This is a genomic window from Pseudoxanthobacter sp., assembly GCF_036822375.1.
Taxonomy (GTDB): Bacteria; Pseudomonadota; Alphaproteobacteria; order Rhizobiales; family Segnochrobactraceae; genus Pseudoxanthobacter.
The window spans coordinates 1-18,835 of the sequence record NZ_DAISHT010000029.1; the positions used below are offsets into that span (position 1 = coordinate 1).

Genomic DNA, 18,835 nt, shown 5'->3' on the forward strand with positions numbered 1-18,835 from the left:
CGCGCCCGACTGACCGGCACCATAGGCGGCCGGGCGCCGCCCGTCCACCCGGCCGGCGTTCACAAAGCGCCGCACGCGGCGCGGGCCGCTTCAGGCCGCAAACGACGACCGTGCCATGTGGCGGCGGTGCGCCACGGCGACGGTGAGCACCACAACCGCGCCGAACTGGTGCGCCAGCCCCAGCGACAGCGGCACCACATGGATGAGCGCCAGAATGCCCAGCACCGCCTGCGCCAGCACCGCCGCCAGCAGCAGCACCGCGCCGGCCGCCGCCGGGGTGGCCCGCGCCCGCCACATCTGGGCCAGCGCCAGCACCACCACGCCATAGGCAACCATGCGGTGGTCGAACTGCACGGTGAGCGGATTCTCAAACAGATTGCGCCACCAAGGCGCCTGCACCAGCAGCCCTTCGGGCACAAGGGCACCGTCGATGAGAGGCCAGGTGTTGTAGGTCCACCCTGCCCTCAGGCCCGCCACCAGACCGCCGAGGAAGATCTGCACCAGCACCGCCGCCACGATGACGCTGCCGAGCCGGCGCACGCCCGCCGGCGCCGGCGCCCCCTGCCGCACCGGCCGCAGCCCTTCCGCCACCCACACGATGGCCGCCAGCAGCAGGCAGGCGAAGGTGAGGTGGATGGCCAGACGATACTGGCTGACCTCCGTGCGCTCCACCAGCCCCGAGGCCACCATCCACCAGCCGACGAACCCCTGAAGGCCGCCGAGCGCGAACAGCCCCGCCATGGGCCAGCGCAGCTGCCGGGGCAGGTAGCCGCGTGCGAGGAAATAAACGAACGGCACGGCAAACACCACGCCGATCAGCCGCCCGAGCAGGCGGTGGCTCCACTCCCACCAGAAGATGAACTGGAAACCGGCCAGATCCATGTCCGGGTTGAGGATGGAGAACTGCGGGATCTGCTTGTACTTCTCGAACTCTTCCTGCCACTCGGCCAGAGACAGCGGCGGAATCGTGCCGTGCACCGGCTTCCACTCGGTGATGGAAAGGCCGGAGCCGGTCATGCGCGTGGCCCCGCCGACAACGACCATGGCGATGATCATCACCGCCACCACCCAGAGCCAGATGCGCACGGCGTTCTGCCGGCGCTGGCGGGTGATGTTGGCAGCCACCCCGTCGAGGGGCCGGCCGGCGGCGGCCGGCGCGCGGGGTGAGGAAGCGTTCTGAGGTGTCATTTCTGAGATTTCACGCAGTCGGTCGCACCCGGCGGTGAAGAACCGGGCCGGGCCTATATAGCGGCTCGCGCCCGCCGGCAGCAACGCCCCGGGCCCACGCAAAACGGCCGGGCAGAGCCCGGCCGGCGACAGGACGACAGAAAACTGCGGACCGCCGCCGCCCTCACGCGGCGCGGGCGAACCGCGCCGTGGCGGCCACCGCCGGCGTGCCTGCCGGGGCGGCCGGCAGATCGCGCACCGGGCAGCCCTCGATGGCGGCGACCGTCACCGGCCGGCGCGTGGCGCTCGTCAGCCGGTCGAAAGCCGCCTGAACGCCCGGAGCGCAGGCATCGCGGTCGGTCGCCAGCACGATGCCTTCCACCGGCCCGGAAACGCGGGCGGCAAGACGGTCGATATCGCTCGGCGGCAGGTGGATCACCACCCGGTCATAGGCATGAACCAGAGCCTCGATGACCGCATCGAGACGCTCGGACGCCACGCCCAGATCGTCCGGGCAGCCGGCCAGCACATGGAACCGGCGCTGCGGATCGCGGGCGATCACCTCGGCAAACGAAACCTCGCCGGCCAGCAGACCGCCGAAGCCCAGCGCATTGGCCGGGCGCGGGGCCTGCAGTTCGCCGGTCAGATCGATCAGCACCGCAGGGGTTTCTTCGGCCGCGGAAGAGGCCATCCGCGCCACCTGCGCCGAGGCCTCCGTGCCGCCGACGCCGATCACCGCCAGACAGTGCAGCGCGCGGTGATCGTGGCCGCCGGTCCAGAAGCGCTCGCCGCCCTGTTCGGCCCGGCGACGGCCGGCCGGCTTGCCGCGGGTGGGCACGCGCACATCGACCGGCACCGCGCCGACCACAGGCGGGGCGGAGGGAACGGAAATCATGTCGCCAAAGGCCGCGGCCGCCCGTGCCCGCCGGCGCAGGAACAGCCCGGTCAGCGCCGCGGCTGCCGCCCCGGCAAGGGCGGCAAGGCCGCCGACCAGTCCGGCACTGCGCGGGCCGGCAACCGCCGCCGGCGCCACGATGCGCGCCGCGGCATCGCTCGGCGCCGAAGAGGCCAGCGAAACGTAGGTATCGAGCACGGCATTGAGCGCCGTCGCGGCCGCCGACGGATTGTCGGCCGCCAGCGACAGCGACACCGTTTCGCTGGTCGAGGGGCTGACCGACAGCGCGGCGCCGAGCGCGGAAACCCGCCGCTCCTCCACCGCCGTGGTGGCCGGCAGGCCGCCGTCATCCACGGAAAAGAGACGCGCGGCGAGATTGTCCGGCACCAGAATATCGTCATCGAGCCGGGCGGCTGCCTCGGCATTGAGGCGGCGGATCACGGTGCGCAGAAACTCGGGCGAATGCAGCATCTGGCTTGCGGCGGCCACGCGCGCCGCGCGCCCGGCCGCATCGTCGCTGCCCTGCGCAACGGCCAGACGCGCCGTCGCGGTCGCAACCGGAATCATCCGGTCGAGGGCAGTGTAGCCGGTCAGCCCGACCGCAAGGGCAGCAGCCGCCATCCAGCCGGCGCCATGCGGCAGGCGGGCAGCCCTCATCGGGATACCCTTCGTCGCCTGCGCCCCGCGGATCGGTGCTCCGACGGTGAGATCGACCATGTGCCGCGACTCCACCTTTGCTGCTGAAAGCCAAGGTGCCCTGCCGCGGTAAGCGCCGGGTTAACGTCCCGCCCCGCGCCGGGGCAACGCAGCCGGCACGGTTAACGGATTGCAGAGGGGGAAAATGCTGGCCGGGCGGCCGCCAATAGTCGCCGTCACCTGAAGAGAGGCTCCGTACACCTTTGCGGCGGCAGACCGTACAAAATAAAAAGGCCGCTCGCAAAGCGACAGCGGCCTTTATTGGTCTTCAGAGTGGCGCCTCCTTTCGGAGAAGCGCGGCGCTTATTTATCGCTGCCACACTTTCGCCGTCAGTGGTTAACCAACAATACAGGCATGCAGAAAATGCAGGGCTGCGATTGCCGCACCGGCCATGCCTGCGCCGGCAGCCGGCGGTTAACCGTGTCGCGCGAAAGCCCTGGCACCGGCACCGCCGGCGGGCCGGACGGGCTTGCCTGTGGCTTGCCGGCTTCCGCCCGCCGCGTTGCCGGGCGGGCGGAAGCGGCCTGCGCTCAGGTGCCGGCCGCCACGGCCGCCCGCGCCGCGGCACGGCGGGAAAGGCCCATGGCGAGCATGGCGACGGCTGCCACCGCCGCCGGCAGGGCCACGACGAGGAACATCGCCGGCAGCCCCCAGCCGAGCGCCAGCATGGCGCCGCCCATCATGCTGCCCAGCACCGAGCCGGTGCGGCCCACGGCGTTGGTCCACGACACGCCGGTGGCCCGGCTGGTGGTGGGGTAGTAGGCCGCCGACAGCGCATTGAGGCCGACCTGCGAACCGGAAACGCAGAAGCCCGCGCCGAAAACTGCCGCGCCCACCAGCAGCGGCGAGGCCGTGAGGCTGCCGATGAGCGCCACGAACACCGCGCCCAGCCCGTAGGACAGTGCGAGGATGACGGGCGGGTTGTGGCGGTCCATCAGCCGGCCGAGGATGATGGCACCGATGGTGCCGCCGACCTGGAACAGCACGGTGATGAGCGAGGCCGCCTTCAGCGAGGCGCCGGTGGCGTTGATGATGGTCGGCAGCCAGCTCGACAGCAGATAGATGATGAGCAGGCTCATGAACGCGCTCAGCCACAGCAGCAGCGTGCCGCGCAGGAGTTCGGCGGTGAAGAGCTGGCTCACCGGCGAGCCCGGGTGGTGGTGCACACCGGTGAAGGTGGCGCCGTTCAGCTCTGCCGCCGGCGCAATGCGGCCGAGGCTGCGGGCGATGCGGGGTTCCTGCCCGCCCTTCAGTACCAGAAAGCGCACCGATTCCGGCAGCAGCGCGGCGAGGAACGGCACCAGCACCAGCGGCACCAGACCGCCGAGCATGAGCACCGAGCGCCAGCCCCACAGATCGACCATGTAGGCGGCGAGGAAGCCGCCCAGCGCCGAGCCGATGGTGAAGCCGCAGAACATGGTGGTGACGAGGAAGGAGCGGCGCTGCTCGGGACAATATTCCGCCGTCAGGGTGACGGTGTTGGGCATGGCGCCGCCAAGACCGAGGCCGGTGAGAAAGCGCAGCACCACCAGCATTTCCACCGAGGTGGAGAAGGCGGACGCCAGCGTCATGATGCCGAAGATGGCGCAGGTGGCCACCAGCAGCGTCTTGCGGCCGAAGCGGTCGGCAAGCGGGCCGAACAGGAAGGCGCCGGCCATCAGGCCGAACAGCCCGGCGCCGAACAGCGGCGCCAGCGCCGCCGCCGAAAGCCCCCACTCGTGGCGGATGGCCGGGGCGATGAACCCGATGGCCGCCGTATCGAACCCGTCGATGGCGACCACCAGAAAGCAGAGCACCAGAATGAGGCCCTGATAGCGGGAGAACGGATGGCTGTTGATGAAGTCCTGCACGTCAACGGCACGTGGCTTCATGTGTGTTTCCTCCGGCGATGGTTGTTTCTTGTTGTGCGGGCGCTGTTTTCAGGCCGTTGCGGAAAGTGCGGGCATCGCCGCCGGCACGGCGCCGAACGATCCCTCCATGCCGGAGCCGCCATAGAGCCAGTCGACGCTGTCGTACCAGTCTTCAGGGCTTCTGGAGCGCATGATGGCGTTGCGCAGAGCGGCGTGGGCGCCGGCCGGGTGATAGATGTTCTCGCCGATCCAGCGCGATTGCAGTTGCACCCGCGCGGTGCGCAGCCGGCGCTTTTCCTGATAGCGCGCAAAGGCGGTGGCGATGTCGCCGGCTGCGCCGAGTTCGCCGGCAAGGCACACGGCGTCTTCCATGGCCATGCAGGCGCCCTGTGCAAAATATTGCAGCATCGGATGGGCGGCATCGCCCAGCAGCACCACCCGGTCCTGCTGCCAGCCGGAAACCGGCTCGCGGTCGCACAGCACCCACTGCTTCCAGTCGCGGCCGTGGTCGATGATCTTCAGCGCCTGCTCGTTGACGTGCCCGAAGCCGCGGCGCACCTCCTCAAGGCTGACAGGACGGCCGGCGACGGGCTCGGGCGCATCGTTGTGGCAGGTGACGACGAGGTTGAACACCTTCCAGCCCGACAGCGGATAATGCACGATGTGACACTTCGGGCCGGCCCACAGCGTGGCAGCGTTCCAGCGCAGATCCTCCGGCATCAGTTCGGTCGGAATGACCGAGCGATAGGTGGTGTGGCCGGAAACGCGGGGGGCGCCGTCGCCCACCACCTTCCTGCGAATGGCCGACCACAGCCCGTCGGCGCCGATCAGGGCCGCGCCGGTCACGGTGCTGCCATCGGCCAGCGTCACCGTCACGCTGCTGCCGTCCTGCACATAATCGCGCACGTCGCTGGAGGTACGCAGTTCGATGAGCGCGCTTTCGCGCGCGGTGCGCAGCAGCACGCCGTGCAGGTCGCCGCGGTGGATGACGCCGTAGGGGTTGCGAAAGCGTGCGCGGAAGCCGTCGCCGAGCGGAATGCGGGTAATTTCCTCTGCCGTGATGGCATCCATCAGCCGCAGGCTGTCGATGTAGACCGCCAGTGCGCGCGCCTTGTCGCCCACGCCCAGCCAGTCGAACGCATGAAAGGCGTTGGGGCCGAGCTGGATGCCGGCGCCGATCTCGCCCAGCACCGGCGCCTTTTCCAGCACCAGCGAGCGGATGCCCTGCCGGGCCAGCCCCAGCGCCGCAGCAAGGCCGCCGATGCCGCCGCCGGCAATCAGGATCGGATATTTCTGGTTCATGTGGCTCTCACTCCCGTTCGGCCGCGTCTGTGCGGGCCTTGTCGTCTTGTGCGGTTTCCCGCTGGCAGATTTTCCGCTGGCAGGATTTTCCGCTGGCAGGGTTTTCCGGCCGGCAGAGTTTTCCGTCCGGTGCGCGCGGGGGCGGCCGGTGGCGCCCCCGCCGGGGAGTGGCAAGCGCCACTCAGGCTTCCGCGTCGCTCTGGCGGGCGGGGTGGGCGTCGCTGAACGCCGGCAGGGCCTCGCAGGCCGCCCGCAGCGCCCGCAGCCGCGGCATCGCTGCAGTGTCGACGCCGAAGCGGTCGGCCGAGAACATCTGCGGCACGAGGCAGATCTCGGCGAGGCCGGGCGTGTCGCCGAAGGCGAACGGCCGCTGCAGCTCGCGCGCCAGCAGGCCCTCGCAGGCAGCAAGGCCCTCGCCGATCCAGCGCCGGCACCAGCCGTCCAGCGCCTCCTGTCCGGCGCCGAAGCGGCTCTTCAGGTCGTCGAGCACGCGCAGGTTCTGCAACGGGTGGATGTCGCAGGCGATCGCAAGCGCAAACGCCCGCGCCTTTGCCCGCGTCAGCGCATCCGCCGGCAGCAGCGCCGGGCCGGGCACGGTCTCGTCCAGCCACTCGACGATGGCGAGCGACTGCGTCAGCACCGCCCCTGCGCCGGTTTCAAGCGCGGGCACGAGCGCCTGCGGGTTGAGCGCGCGATAGGCCGCGCTCTTCTGCTCGCCGCCGCCGCGGCGCAGATGCACCGGGCGGAATTCCGGCGCCACGCCCTTGAGATTGAAGGCGATGCGGCAGCGGTAGGCCGCCGATGAACGGAAATAGCCGTGGAAGATCATTCCGCCGGCTCCACGCGCAGCGCGACGGGGGCGAGGCCCTCGATTTCGCCGTGGATGACATCGCCGGCCACCACAGGCCCCACGCCCGCCGGCGTGCCGGTGAAGATGAGATCGCCCGGCGCGAGGTGATAGAAGTGCGACAGGTGGCTGACGAGTTCTTCCACCGACCAGACGAGGTCGGACAGGCGGGCATCCTGCTTCACCGTGCCGTTGACGGCGAGGCTGATGCGCTGGGTGCCGACGGCGAATTCCGCCGCGCGGGTGATGGGGGCCATCACCGCCGACTGCTCGAAATCCTTGCCCAGATCCCACGGCCGCTGCCTGGCGCGGGCGGCCAGCTGCAGGTCGCGGCGCGTCATATCGAGGCCGGCGGCATAGCCGAAGACCGCGGCGCCGGCGGCCTCCGGCGGCACCTTCCACGCCGGCGCGCCGATGGCGATCACGAGTTCCATCTCGTAGTGATAATTCTCCGTGCCCGGCGGATAGGGCACAGCCGCCCCGCTCTGCACGATCGCCAGCGGCGATTTGGTGAAATAGAACGGCGCCTCGCGGTCCACCTCCACACCCATTTCCCGGGCGTGCTCGGCATAATTGCGGCCGACGCAGAAGATGCGGTGCACCGGATAGGCGGCCTTTTCGCCGGCCACCGGCACGGCGGGAAAATCGGGCGAGGGAAACAGGCGGGCGTCGCTGGCGACGGTATCAGACATCGGGATCTTCCTCTGGAGGATGGAGACTGGATTCCGGGCAACGGAACAGCGTTCGCCCCTCCCCCGCACGGCGGCGGATGGCGTGGCTGTCCGTGGCCGCCGGCGGAAAGCGCCGGCGGGGCAATCGGGTGAAAGCGGGCGTCAGGCCGCCGCTGCGGCCAGCACGCCGGTGGCGTGCATCAGCGCCGCCGTCCACAGCCGCGGCGTTTCGGCCGCCGCCACCGGCGGCCCCTCGCCGGCCTGAACCGGCACCTGCCAGCCGGCGGCATCGAGATCGCGCCATTCCGCATCGAGATGGGCGTGGGCATGGGTACACAGGTTGCGCAGCGCCGCCGCCGGCAGGGTTGCCGCCCGGGCCATGGCCTCGGCCGGCACGGGCGCCGCCTCGCTGCCCTCCGGCTCAAGGCCGGTGCGGGCAAAGGCGATGGCGTTGGCAAGGCTGCGGGCCCCGCAGCCGATGGCCGCCGCCGCCGCCCGCAGCCGCCCGCCGTGCGCCCCGTCCAATGCGGCATCGGGCAGGCCGGCAAGCGCGCGGGCAAAGGCGGCAATGGCGCGGCGGGCCTGCAGCAGATCGCCGGCCGGCCGGCCGCTCACGGCGTATCGGCCCCGATATGGCTGCGGGCAAAGTGCAGCCGCTCCATGATCGGCGCATCGGAGAAGCGGAACAGATCGAACGCCTGCTCCGCCCACAGCGACCACGGCACCCACGAGGGCACGACGAACATGTCGCCCTTCTCCAGCCGGTGCTCTGTGCCGCCCAGCACCACGCCGCCGCGGCCCTCGAACACCTGAAACACGCTGGAGCCCACCTCGCGCCGCTGCGGCGTGGCGCTGCCGGGCCGCAGGCGGTGGAATTCGGCGCGGATGGTGGGCATCACATCGCCGCCGGTGGTGGGATTGACATAGCGGATCGCCGCGTGGCCGGGCGCGGCGGTTGCCGGGAAACCCTCGTCCTCAAGGGCAAGCTGGCTGGCCAGCGCGCGGTCGGTGTGCTCCCAGCGATAGGCGCCGATGGGGGAACTGACGGTGTTTTCCAGCCCGGAAAGCGGGCGCAGGCCCGGGTGGCACCACAGCCGCTCGCCGCGCGACAGCGCCGGCGTGGCATAATCGGTGACGCGGTCGGAGCCGAACTCGAAGAAGCCGACGTCGTTCTGGTAGGAGAACGGAATGTCGAGGCCGTCGATCCACGCCATCGGCTTGTCGGAGGTGTTGTGATGGCCGTGGAAGTTCCAGCCCGGCGTCAGCAGAAAATCGCCGCGGCTCATGCGCACCGGATCGCCGTTGACGACGGTCCACACCCCCTCGCCCTCCACCACGAAGCGGAACGCATTCTGCGAATGGCGATGCTCCGGCGCGGTCTCCCGGGGGCCGAGATACTGGATCGCCGCCCACAGCGTGGGGCTCACATAAGGCCGGCCGCCGAGGCCGGGATTGGCGAGGCCGATCGCCCGCCGCTCGCCGCCGCGCCCCACCGGCACCAGCGCGCCGGAGCGCTCGGCAAGCGGCAGCAGATGGGACCATTTCCACACATGCGGCACGGCCTTCGGCCGGGGATGCACGGGCATCAGGTCGTCGATCTGAGTCCACAGCGGAATGAGATGCTCAGCCTCGAAGCTGGCATAGAGCGCCCGCAGGGCCGGACTGTCTTCCGGCTGCATGGCATTGGCGCCTGACATGGCACCGGATGCGGCACAGGCCGGCGGCACAGCGGCCGCGTCGGGGCGGATTTCGGACAGGGCCTCTGTCATCGGCGCATCCTCTTTTATCGATATTGTTCTTATATGACGTATACTGATAGTAAGTATGCTTGTCAATAATCGAAAACAGGATTTGCGCCGGATCGCTTGCCGGTGGGGATTGCGGCGGGTAGCGTCCGCTGTGCCCGATCGTGCAAAAGAGCTGCCATGACCGATATTTCCGTGCTCCCCGGCCACCTCATCCGCCGCCTTCAGCAGATTGCGGTTGCCGTCTTCACCAGCCGGATGGCCGAAGCGGGGCTGGATCTGACGCCGGTGCAGTTCGGCGCGATGGCGACGCTGGAGCTGCACCCGCGCATCGATCAGGCGACGCTCGCCGGCCTTGTGGCCTACGACCGGGTGACGCTGGGCGGTGTGGTGGACCGGCTGGTGGCAAAGGGGTTCCTGACCCGCACCGTCAGCCCCAGCGACCGGCGCGCGCGGGTGATCGACCTCACGCCCGACGGGCGCGCGGTGCTGGAGCGGGCAAGGCCGGCGGTGGCGCTGGTGCAGGACGATATCCTGCAGGGGCTGGCGCGGGACGAGCGCGAAACCTTCATGCGCCTGCTCACCAAGGCGACGGAAGCCGGCAATGAGCTGAGCCGCGCGCCGCTGCGCACGGTCGACGAAGGCTGAACGCCCGACGAAGGCTGAATCGCCGCGCGGCCCGCAGCCGCCGGCGGGGTTTCAGGCAGCAGCCGGGTTTCAGGCCGCCGCCTGGTGGCCGGCGAGACGGGCGGCGAGTTCTGCGGCCACGAGTTCCGCATGGGCCGTCACTTCCGGCAGCCCCATCAGCTCCCCGAAGGTGCCGCGCGCCAGCGGGCCGGCGATGAAAAGGTTTTCACAGACCTGCCCGTCGCAGCCGACGGCACGGGCCGTGCGCGTGGTGGCAAGGCCGAGCCCGGTCGGATCGAGGCCCACGAGCCCGGCGCCGGCAAGGCTCGCCACCACCGGATTGCGGCACACGATGTCACCGTGGGCCGGGCCGGTGGCCACCACGACCGCATCGAAGCAGCCCTGCTGAAGGGCCTGCGTGCCGCGCGGGCGCCAGCGCACGGTCAGCCCGCCGGCCTGCGCGGCAGCGCCGGCCAGATAGCCGGCCCGCAGATCGAACAGCCCCTCGCCCGCCCGTCGCTCCAGAACGCCGGCGACCTGCGGGGCGATGCGGAAGCGGTGGACATCCCAGAACACCCGCAGGTGCCGCGCCACGCGCAGCCGCGCCTGCGGCGACAGCGCCTGCCAGATGGCCTGCCCGTCGTTGCGCACGCGGTCGAGCACCGCCTGCCAGGGCACGCCGGCGGCCGCCGCCTCGCGCACCGTGGCCCGCACCGTGCGCACCAGCGCGCTCGCCCTGTGCACCGGCCGGGCGGTGAAATCGCCGAACGGCTCCAGACACGCCGTCGCCTGCTCGCGGGAGCGCAGCCCGCGGCGCGACAGCGCCGTGACGGGTGCGCGATGGCCGCGCGCATCCAGTGCCGCCACCACATCGGCCATGGTCAGGCCGCTGCCGACGATCAGCACCCGGTCGTCGCGGCCAATGGCATCCGCCAGCCCCGGATCGGTGGCGCAGGCGAAAAAGCCCGGCGCGCCGTGAAGCGGGGCCAGCGCGGCCGGCACAGCCGGCGCGGGATGAGAGGTGGCCAGCACCAGCGCGCCGGCCTGCAACGCGGTGCCATCCTCCAGCACGATGCGGAAACCGCAGCCGTCCGGCACGGCCGCGCCAGCCCGCTGCCGCACATGGCGCACCCGGCCGGCGGCCAGCAGCGGCTGCAACTGCGCGGCCACGAACGCACCGAACAGCGCCCGGCTGGGAAACCGCGCCCCGGCCACGATCTCATCGGCATCCTGCTCCGGCCGCGCCTCCAGCCAGCGCTGGAACGCGCCGCGGTCGGCGGTGGAAAGGCACATGCGCCGGGCCGGCACGTTGGTGCGGTGGCAGCGCTCGGCGGCGCTGTAGGCAAGGCCGGCGCCCAGCACCGCGCGGGGCTCCACGATCACGACCGGCGCAGAGCCGGCCGGCCGCCGGTGGGCGAGATGCCACGCCACCGCCGCGCCGGTGAAGCCGCCGCCGATGATGACCACCGGCTGTTCCGTCCGCTCCGCCTGCGACATTCCCGCATCCTTCCCCGAGAGAGGGCCCGCACGCCGCGCCACGCAGGCTGCGGCGGCCATCGGTGAAACGAACCATGGGCGAAACAGCCCATGGGGGCTGTCGATACGGCATCTTATAATCTATTCAATCAATAGACAATATCGCACTTGACGAAAGCCGGTCGCATCGCGCGATTGCCCGCATTTCCGCCGGAATTGAAAAATCCATCCCGGGCGGTCGCGGAGCGGGACCGAATGCCGGGGCGGAGCGCGGGGCGGAATACGTCCTGCACCCGCCGCAAAAAAAGCAGGCCGGACCTGCTTTCGCAGCCCCGGCCTGCTCCCCCCTTTTCCGTCCGCCCGGGCCTCGCGTCGGTTCCCGCCATGGCCCGTCGCGGATCGCGGCGGCACCCGTGGCGCGGAGGAAACGACGGTCGTGCAGCGCCGCCATCCCGGCGCCGGGCAAACGCACAGACAGCGGCACGGCGGGCTTCTGCCCGGCATGATGCCGCGCCTGTCAGCGGATTGTTCGTCCGCACATCGTCGGACCGTAGTCGGCGACGGAATGACGGGTCTTGCCATTTTATACAGGGCAGGCACGATGACCCGGAGTGACGTGCACAAGCCGGCTGCCGCAGCCGGTCCGGATCGGGGGCAGCAGCATGGAGACGCTTTTCTCACGTCAGTCCGGGCTGGGGCCGCTGGCAGCCATGCTGGCAGCGGAAAAGGGGCCGTACACCCTCGCCCGGCTGGTGCAGCAGAGCGGGGCGGAACTGCGGCCCGACGCGCCGAGCCGGCCGCTGGCCTTCGCCGCCCACTCGGCCCTGTTCGAGCAGGCCGCCAGCCATTGCGGCAGCGTCGCCTTCGGCCTGCACGTCGGCCTCGGCATGCAGCCGGCCGATTTCGGCCCCCTGATCGGCTTTGCCCAGTCCGCCCCCACGCTGGCCGAATCCATCCGCCGCATCTGCCGGCTGTCGGCGCTGCAATGCAACGCGATGCAATTCGCCCTGGACCTGACGGACGAGCGCGCGGTGTGGAGTTTCGCCTATCACCCGCGCGCCGGCAGCGGCCACCGCCAGCACGCCCTGCATGTGCTGCCTGCCATGATCCGGCTGCTGCAGCCATGCCGCTCAGGCCGCGCCGGACAGATCGGGGTGACGCTTGCCGACCGGCATCCCGGCCTGGCCCTGGCGGTCGCCGACGTGTTGCAGGCGGATGTGCAGACCGGCGCGCCGCGCTGGGGGGTAACCTTTCCGCGGGCGTGGGCGCGGCGCGCGCCCGCCGCGCCGCCGCGCCGCGCCAGCCTCATCGATGTGCAGCAGCACTATTGCCCCCGCCTGCCCCGCTCGGCCGCCGAGGCGGTGGGGCTGGTGCTGGAACCGATGGTGGCGCAGGGGCGGGCCGGCCTCGACGAGGCGGCCTTCCGCCTCGGCAGCTCGCGCCGGCGGCTGCAGAGCCGCCTCCGCCGCGAGGGCTGCCACTTCCGCGATATCGTGGCCGAGGTGCGCATGGCCCGCGCGCGGGTGCTGCTGGCCGACGAGACGCTCAGTCTGGTGGAAATCGCCCTTTCGCTCGGTTACGCCGACCAGCCGCATTTCAGCCGCGCCTTCAGCGCCCGCACCGGCCTGCCGCCGGGCGACTGGCGCCGCCGCAACGCTGCCTCGCCCGCCGGCAGGCCGCAGCAGCCCGGCGGGCGCGCGGCTCAGGCGGCCGAATATTCGTAAATGTCCTCTTCCTGCGCGTTGTGGATATTCACCAGCGCATTCAGGCTTTCGATGGTGCGCTGAGCATCGCGGATCAGGTAGCGGTCGGCATCGGCGGCCGTCAGCCCGGCCGAAAGCCGTTGCAGCAGCCGGGCCTGATGGAAAATCTCGCGGTGGGCCCGGCTCATCGCGCCAAGGCCGCGCCGCTCGGCCAGAAGCGCCGAAAGCCGGGGATAGACGACGCTCTCGTCATCCTGCTCGTGCGGCACGATCTGGCCGGCGACGAGGGCATCGGCCTCCGCGATCAGTGCCACCGCCGCTTCCGGCGCGGCATCGTCCAGGGCATCGGCGATTTCCCGCAGCCGGTCGAGTGCCTCGCCAAGGCGCTCGTGGCCCTCGCGCAGCGCCGTCACATCGGCCGCCGGCACGCCCGGCCGGGACAGGCCGAGGCCGCCGGAAAGGGCCCGCAGGGCGTTGAGGATGACCGCAACGTCGATGACCTCCTGCAACAGCGCGCCGGCCACCGGCGTCAGCCAGCCCATGGCCGCCGCCGCCATGGCAACGCCCGAAAGCCCCATGCCGGCAACGATGCTCTGCAGCGCGATGCGGCGGGTGCGCCGGGCAATGGCCACCGCATCGGCCACACGGTCCACCCGGTCGACGAGGATGACCACGCTCGCCGCCTCAGACGAGGCGCTGGCCCCGCGCGCGCCCATGGCGATGCCCACGTCGGCCATGGCCAGCGCCGGGGCATCGTTGATGCCGTCGCCGACCATCACCGTGGGGTTGCTGCGCTGCTCGCTGGCCACGGCCTCCACCTTGTCGGCCGGCACCCGCTCGGCCAGCACGGCATCGAGGTCCAGCGCCGCGGCAATGGTCTCGGCCGAATCCGCGCGGTCGCCGGTGACCATCATGATGCGCGCCACGCCGCCGGCCCGCAGCGCCTGCACGGCCCGCGGCGTCTCGCGCCGCAGTTCGTCGGCCAGCAGCAGCGCCCCGACGACGCGGCCGTCAAGGGAAACGAACACGCTGAGGGCAGACCGCCAGCTTGCCCGCCGGAGCGCCCGCAGGGCCCAGTCCTCCGCCGCACTGGCGCCGCCGACGAGCTGCCACGAACCGGCCACCACCCGCACCGCCCCCACCTGCCCCTCAAGCCCGGAACCGGGCGTCTCGCGCACCTCTCCCGGCACCTCAAGGGCAAGGCCGCGGGCCGTCGCGGCACTCACGATGGCCTGCGCCACCACATGGCGCGAGGCCTGCTCCAGCGAGGCGGCCCGTTGCAGCACCGTGTCGGCAGCCACACCGGGGGCGGCCTCCACCGCCACCAGCCGGGCGCCGCCCACGGTGAGCGTGCCGGTCTTGTCGAACATGACGGTGTGGGTGCGGGCCAGCGCCTCCAGCGCCGCACCGCCCTTGATGAGGATGCCGCGCCGCGCCGCGCGCGAAACGCCGGCGATGAAGGCCACCGGCGCGGCAAGAATGAGCGGACACGGCGTTGCCACCACCAGCACCGCAAGGCCGCGGACGGGATCGCCGGACCACAGCCAAGCCCCGGCCGCCACCGCCAGCGCCACCGGCAGCAGCAGCAGGGCGAACCGGTCTGCAAGGCGGGTGAACGGCGCCTTCGCGGTCTGCGCCGCGGTGACGAGGCGCACGATGCCGGCATAGGTGCTTTCCTCCGCCGTGGCGGTGGCCCGCAGGGTGAACATCTCGCCGGCATTCAGCGTTCCGCTGCGGGCGAGTTCGCCCACCGCGTGGCTGACCGGAATCGGCTCGCCGGTCACGGCAGCCTCGTCGATCACCGCGCCCGCGCTCAGAATCAGCCCGTCGACGGGCACGATCTCACCGGCCAGCACCATCAGCGTGTCGCCGACGGCCACGCTGCCGACCGGGATGTCGTCGACGGCACCGGCCGTGCGGCGGTGGGCAATGCGCGGCGCGCGGTCGGCCAGCAGCCGCAGGTCGCGCTCCGCCCGGGCAACGGCGAAATCCTCCAGCACGTTGCCACCGGCATACATGACCGCGACGACGACGGCCGCCAGCGTTTCGCCGAAAGCGAGGGCGGCCACCATGGAGATGAGCGCGATGGCATCGACACCCATGCGGCCGGCCAGCAGATCGCGCACGATGGAAACCGACAGTCCCAGCACCACCGGCACCGTCGCCGCCATCCAGACCGGGGGCGCCAGTTGCGGCCGGCCGGCCGCCCACAGCCCCAGACCGGCGACGAGCCCGCCCAGCGCAATGAGGATCATCACCCTGCGAAGAATGCGTTCCATGGTCCGCTGCCCGGGTCGCGTGCCTGCCCCGCCGGCCATCCGCCGGCGCTTCCGCCGGGCACCCTGCACCCGATGCCCGTTGCCGGCCTTGCGCAATGGCAACTCCCGCCCCGCAGGCCGGCCGCGCGCCCCCTCTGGCCGCCCGGCCGCGCTGTGCTATGCTCGGGGCAACGAGACGGCCCGCTGCGCCAGCAGACAGAGCGCCATCCGCCGGGAGTGAAGCCTTCAGGAGAGTGTTCCCATGTGCCGCCTGTTCGTCGGGGCCGATCCGGCCCTCTGGCACACCCGCACCCGCTCCATGCGCCTCAGCGGCGTTTCCACCAGCCTGCGGCTGGAGGATTTCTACTGGACGGTTCTGGAAGAGATTGCCGGCCGCGACGGCCTGTCGGTCGGCCAGCTTGTTTCACGCCTGCACGACGAACTCGCGTTCGCCGGCGGCGTGGATAATTTCGCCTCGTTCCTGCGCGTGTGCTGCGGGCGCTACCTGCACCTGCAGGCGGTGGGCGCCGTGCCGCGCGATCTGGCGGTGCCGATCCGCAGTCTGGACGCCGCAGCCATTCTGGCCCGCGAGGCCGCGGCCCGCCCGGTCGAGGCCTGACAGCGCTGCGGCCGCTTGTGCCGCGGCGGTTTCTGCGAGAAGCGGTTTCTGCGGGAGGCCGCCGGTCAGAGCGGCATGGCGCCGGCCGGCAGCGCGTGCATCACCTCCAGCGTGCCTTCGTAGATCATCTTCAGCGCCACATAGACGATGATGGCGAGGCCGACATAGGAGATCCAGCGATAGCGCGACAGCAGGCCCGCGATGAGTGAGGCGGCAAGACCCATCAGCGCAACCGACATCGCAAGGCCCAGAATCAGCACGCTCGGGTGCTCGCGGGCAGCGCCGGCAACCGCCAGAACGTTGTCGAGCGACATCGAGACATCGGCCACCACGATCTGGATCACCGCCTGCCCGAAGGTCTTGCGCGGCGGGGCGGCGGCGGCGGGGGCGACATCCCGGCCCTCGTCGCCGAACACGATGCTCTGCTCGGCCTCTGCGGTGTCGGCAATGGCCTCGTGCTCGGCCGCTTCGGCCGCGCGGTCGGCGCGGATCTCGCGCCACATCTTCCAGCACACCCAGAGCAGCAGGATGCCGCCCGCCAGCAGCAGGCCGATGATCGCCAGCAGGTGAACGGCAACGGTCGCAAACAGGATGCGCAGCACGGTGGCCGCCAGAATGCCGACCAGAATGACCTTGAGGCGCTGGTCGCGCGGCAGCCCGGCCGCGGCCAGCCCCACCACCACGGCATTGTCGCCTGCCAGCACCACGTCGATCAGCAGCACCTGCAGAAGCGCGCTCAGCGCCGCGCCGTCGAACAGCCCGGTTATCATATCCACGGTTGCAATCTCTCGCTTGTCGGCCGGCCCGGCGCTGCCGCCGGCAGGCGGGCACGGTCAGCCGTGTTAACCCCTGCGCCGGCGCCTGTCAGCGCGCAAATTGCACCACCCTGCCCCGCATCGGCCGGGCGGACACCACGGGGCGGACACCGCAACCTACCACACCAGCACCCGGCGGCCGACCAGCCAGCCGGCCAGCACCATCAGGCCGATGGCCAGCCCGTACCACGTCGCCACGAACAGCGGACTGTCGTCCGGGCAGTGCCAGGCATAGAGGGCGGCGGCGATGGTGCCGGCCGCCAGACCGGCCGAGGCCCCGGCGCGGCCGGGGTTCTGCGGCGCACCGAGGCGCAGCGCCAGCAGCAGCCCGGCCAGCGGCAGAAGCGACAGCACCGGAATGAAGAACAGGCAGAACAGCGCATGGCGGCCAAGCAGCCGCGCGCCCCAGCCTGCCGCCGGCACGCTGAGGCACTCTGCCGCCACGGCCGCCGCCAGCAGCGCCAGCGGCACCAGCAACAGCAGGGCCGGCCGCCGCACCGGCCGCCCCGGCCGGCCGATCCGCCACACCACACCGGCCGCCGCGACGGCCGCCAGCAGCGTGACGCAGACCTTGAAGGCCACCCGCAGCGTTTCCAGCGCCGCGCCCATGCCGGGGCGCACGCCCACCGTGGCCAGCAGCAGCGCCCCGGAGCCGAGAACGCCGATGCCGAAGGCCAGCGCCAGCGCGCGGCCGAGGCTGGCGTGCACGGCGGCATCTTCCGAAAGCAGGTCGATAAGATCAGTCGTCTTCACGGCTTTCGCTCCGGTAGAGGGCGGCCAGCGTCTTCAGCGCGCGGTGCAGGGCCACACGAACGGCATTCTCGGTCATGCGCAGCCGGGCGGCGGTCTCGCGCACATCCGCGCCCTCCAGCGAAATCGCCCGCACGATGCCGCGCTGCGGCTCCTTCAGCCGGTCGAGCAGCCGGCCGGCATCGGCAAGGTCGTGCGCGGTGGTGTCTTCCTCAGCCGCCAGCGTGTCCATCACATCCTCGATGGGCACTTCGCCCGGCCGGCCGCGGCGGCGCAGATTATCGATCAGCTTGTTGCGCACGATCGCCGAAAGCCACGGCCCGATGGGCCGGTCGCGGTCCCATGTGCCGCGCTTCAGGTGAATGGCCAGCAGCACGTCCTGCACCACGTCCTCCGCCTCGCCGGCGGGCACACCGAACGCCGCGCAGCGCCGCCGCGCCATGGCACGCAGATGCGGCGTCACATCGGTGAGAAAGCGGCGATAGGCGGCGCCGTCGCCATCCATCGCGCGCCGCATCAGCGCCGCCCATTCGTCTTCCCGCGATCTGGAATTCACGGTGTCCTGCCTTCCCTACGCGGCCGGGGCCCTCTTTCTTACGCCGGCCGCGCAAAAAAGACAGGCCCCGGCCGGCCTTGGCCCCGCCGGCCGGCCGCTGCTTCCGCACCCGCGGATTTTTTTTCAGGGAGCGCTGTAAGAAAGCCCCGGCAGGGTCCGTAGCTGTCAGTGGAGCCACACCGGCCCGCACCTGAACCAGAGAAGGACTCCCGCCATGAAGACCAGCATCCTCTCCGTCGCCGTCGCCGCTTCCGTCCTCACGGCCATCGGCAGCCTGAGCGCCGGCGGCGCCGCGGCCGGGGACCAGCAGGAAAAGTGCTATGGCGTTGCCCTGAAAGGGCAAAACGACTGCGCCGCAGGCAAGCACGACTGCGCCGGCAAGGCCACGATGGACTATGACAAGGCCTCCTTCAAGCTCGTTCCCGCCGGCACCTGCACGCAGATGAAGACGCCGCACGGGCACGGCACGCTGAAGCCGATGTGAGGCCGGGCATCCCTTCACGAAGCGGATATATAATCCCATGAAAAAAGACGTTCATGCCCTCGCGCCCGGCCTCGCCGCCGCTTCTCTGGCAGCGGCCTTCGCTGTGGCGCTGGCCTCCGGCTCTGCGGCCGGGGAGACGGCGCAGCCGAAGATGGAAAAATGCTACGGCATTGCCCTGAAAGGCCAGAACGACTGCGCCGCCGGCCCCGGCACCACCTGCGCCGGCACCGCCCGCACCGACTATCAGAAGAACGCCTGGAAGCTCGTGCCGGCGGGCACCTGCGAAGCCATCACGACGCCCGCCGGCCACGGCGCGCTGAAGCAGGGTCCGGCGCCTTCGTGAGGGCCCTGTCCGGGCTTTTTGTGTCCGGGC

Annotated in this window: 18 protein-coding genes; 5 read left to right on the forward strand and 13 right to left on the reverse strand. The window is 71.2% G+C overall.

The features are described 5' to 3' along the window. Window positions 1–90: 90 nt before the first annotated feature. The 8 genes from V7067_RS05000 to V7067_RS05035 form a co-directional block, all read right to left on the reverse strand. A complete protein-coding gene (locus V7067_RS05000; RefSeq protein ID WP_334174781.1) occupies window positions 91–1,188 on the reverse strand; it encodes a COX15/CtaA family protein in 1,098 nt (365 codons plus the stop codon). A 163-nt stretch (window positions 1,189–1,351) separates the two neighbouring features. Further along, window positions 1,352–2,779, reverse strand: coding sequence for a hypothetical protein (locus tag V7067_RS05005; protein WP_334174782.1), 1,428 nt, complete (start codon window positions 2,777–2,779; stop codon window positions 1,352–1,354). Between the two features lie 510 nt (window positions 2,780–3,289). After that, window positions 3,290–4,630 (reverse strand): MFS transporter, encoded by a 1,341-nt coding sequence (locus V7067_RS05010; protein ID WP_334174783.1) that lies wholly within the window; start codon window positions 4,628–4,630, stop codon window positions 3,290–3,292. 48 nt (window positions 4,631–4,678) lie between these two features. Then, window positions 4,679–5,911, reverse strand: coding sequence for a 3-hydroxybenzoate 6-monooxygenase (locus V7067_RS05015; RefSeq protein WP_334174784.1), 1,233 nt, complete (start codon window positions 5,909–5,911; stop codon window positions 4,679–4,681). Window positions 5,912–6,092: 181 nt separating this feature from the next. Continuing rightward, window positions 6,093–6,740, reverse strand: coding sequence for a maleylacetoacetate isomerase (gene maiA / locus V7067_RS05020; RefSeq protein WP_334174785.1), 648 nt, complete (start codon window positions 6,738–6,740; stop codon window positions 6,093–6,095). Then, window positions 6,737–7,450 carry a fumarylacetoacetate hydrolase family protein gene (locus tag V7067_RS05025; RefSeq protein WP_334174786.1) on the reverse strand — a complete coding sequence of 238 codons (714 nt, stop codon included), beginning with the start codon at window positions 7,448–7,450 and terminating at the stop codon, window positions 6,737–6,739. Before V7067_RS05025 ends, maiA begins: the two co-directional genes overlap by 4 nt. 141 nt (window positions 7,451–7,591) lie before the next feature. Further along, window positions 7,592–8,044 (reverse strand): hypothetical protein, encoded by a 453-nt coding sequence (locus V7067_RS05030; protein ID WP_334174787.1) that lies wholly within the window; start codon window positions 8,042–8,044, stop codon window positions 7,592–7,594. Next, a complete protein-coding gene (locus V7067_RS05035) occupies window positions 8,041–9,108 on the reverse strand; it encodes a cupin domain-containing protein (RefSeq protein ID WP_346433187.1) in 1,068 nt (355 codons plus the stop codon). The genes V7067_RS05030 and V7067_RS05035 overlap by 4 nt, the downstream gene beginning before the upstream one ends. Before the next feature lie 246 nt (window positions 9,109–9,354). On the opposite strand from V7067_RS05035, the gene V7067_RS05040 reads away from it, so the two are divergent. Then, on the forward strand, window positions 9,355–9,822 hold the full coding sequence (locus tag V7067_RS05040) for a MarR family transcriptional regulator (RefSeq protein WP_334174789.1): 468 nt from the start codon (window positions 9,355–9,357) through the stop codon (window positions 9,820–9,822). A 69-nt stretch (window positions 9,823–9,891) separates the two neighbouring features. On the opposite strand, the gene V7067_RS05045 is transcribed toward V7067_RS05040, so the two are convergent. Next, a complete protein-coding gene (locus tag V7067_RS05045; RefSeq protein ID WP_334174790.1) occupies window positions 9,892–11,298 on the reverse strand; it encodes an FAD/NAD(P)-binding protein in 1,407 nt (468 codons plus the stop codon). A gap of 641 nt (window positions 11,299–11,939) precedes the next feature. Between V7067_RS05045 and V7067_RS05050 the strand changes: the two genes are divergently transcribed. Next, the gene (locus tag V7067_RS05050) at window positions 11,940–13,001 is read left to right on the forward strand and encodes a helix-turn-helix domain-containing protein (RefSeq protein WP_334174791.1); all 1,062 of its coding nucleotides are present in this window, start codon (window positions 11,940–11,942) and stop codon (window positions 12,999–13,001) included. On the opposite strand, the gene V7067_RS05055 is transcribed toward V7067_RS05050, so the two are convergent. Beyond that, entirely contained in the window at window positions 12,980–15,259 is a 2,280-nt protein-coding gene (locus tag V7067_RS05055; protein WP_334174792.1) for a heavy metal translocating P-type ATPase, read from the reverse strand. The two genes, V7067_RS05050 and V7067_RS05055, sit on opposite strands and share 22 nt — an antisense overlap. Window positions 15,260–15,500: 241 nt before the next feature. On the opposite strand from V7067_RS05055, the gene V7067_RS05060 reads away from it, so the two are divergent. Continuing rightward, window positions 15,501–15,857: a ribbon-helix-helix domain-containing protein gene (locus V7067_RS05060; RefSeq protein WP_334174793.1), complete on the forward strand. Its 357-nt coding sequence runs from the start codon at window positions 15,501–15,503 to the stop codon at window positions 15,855–15,857. A 65-nt stretch (window positions 15,858–15,922) separates the two neighbouring features. Here V7067_RS05060 and V7067_RS05065 read toward each other — a convergent pair whose 3' ends face one another. The 3 genes from V7067_RS05065 to V7067_RS05075 all read right to left on the reverse strand — a co-directional run bounded on the left by V7067_RS05065 (window position 15,923) and on the right by V7067_RS05075 (window position 17,978). After that, window positions 15,923–16,627: a YjbE family putative metal transport protein gene (locus V7067_RS05065; protein WP_334174804.1), complete on the reverse strand. Its 705-nt coding sequence runs from the start codon at window positions 16,625–16,627 to the stop codon at window positions 15,923–15,925. Between the two features lie 162 nt (window positions 16,628–16,789). Next, on the reverse strand, window positions 16,790–17,425 hold the full coding sequence (locus V7067_RS05070) for an NrsF family protein (protein ID WP_334174794.1): 636 nt from the start codon (window positions 17,423–17,425) through the stop codon (window positions 16,790–16,792). After that, window positions 17,412–17,978, reverse strand: a complete 567-nt coding sequence (locus V7067_RS05075) for a sigma-70 family RNA polymerase sigma factor (protein ID WP_334174795.1) — start codon at window positions 17,976–17,978, stop codon at window positions 17,412–17,414. The genes V7067_RS05070 and V7067_RS05075 overlap by 14 nt, the downstream gene beginning before the upstream one ends. A gap of 214 nt (window positions 17,979–18,192) precedes the next feature. On the opposite strand from V7067_RS05075, the gene V7067_RS05080 reads away from it, so the two are divergent. Then, window positions 18,193–18,462, forward strand: coding sequence for a DUF2282 domain-containing protein (locus V7067_RS05080; protein WP_334174796.1), 270 nt, complete (start codon window positions 18,193–18,195; stop codon window positions 18,460–18,462). A 37-nt stretch (window positions 18,463–18,499) separates the two neighbouring features. Further along, window positions 18,500–18,805 (forward strand): DUF2282 domain-containing protein, encoded by a 306-nt coding sequence (locus V7067_RS05085; RefSeq protein WP_334174797.1) that lies wholly within the window; start codon window positions 18,500–18,502, stop codon window positions 18,803–18,805. Window positions 18,806–18,835: the final 30 nt, after the last annotated feature.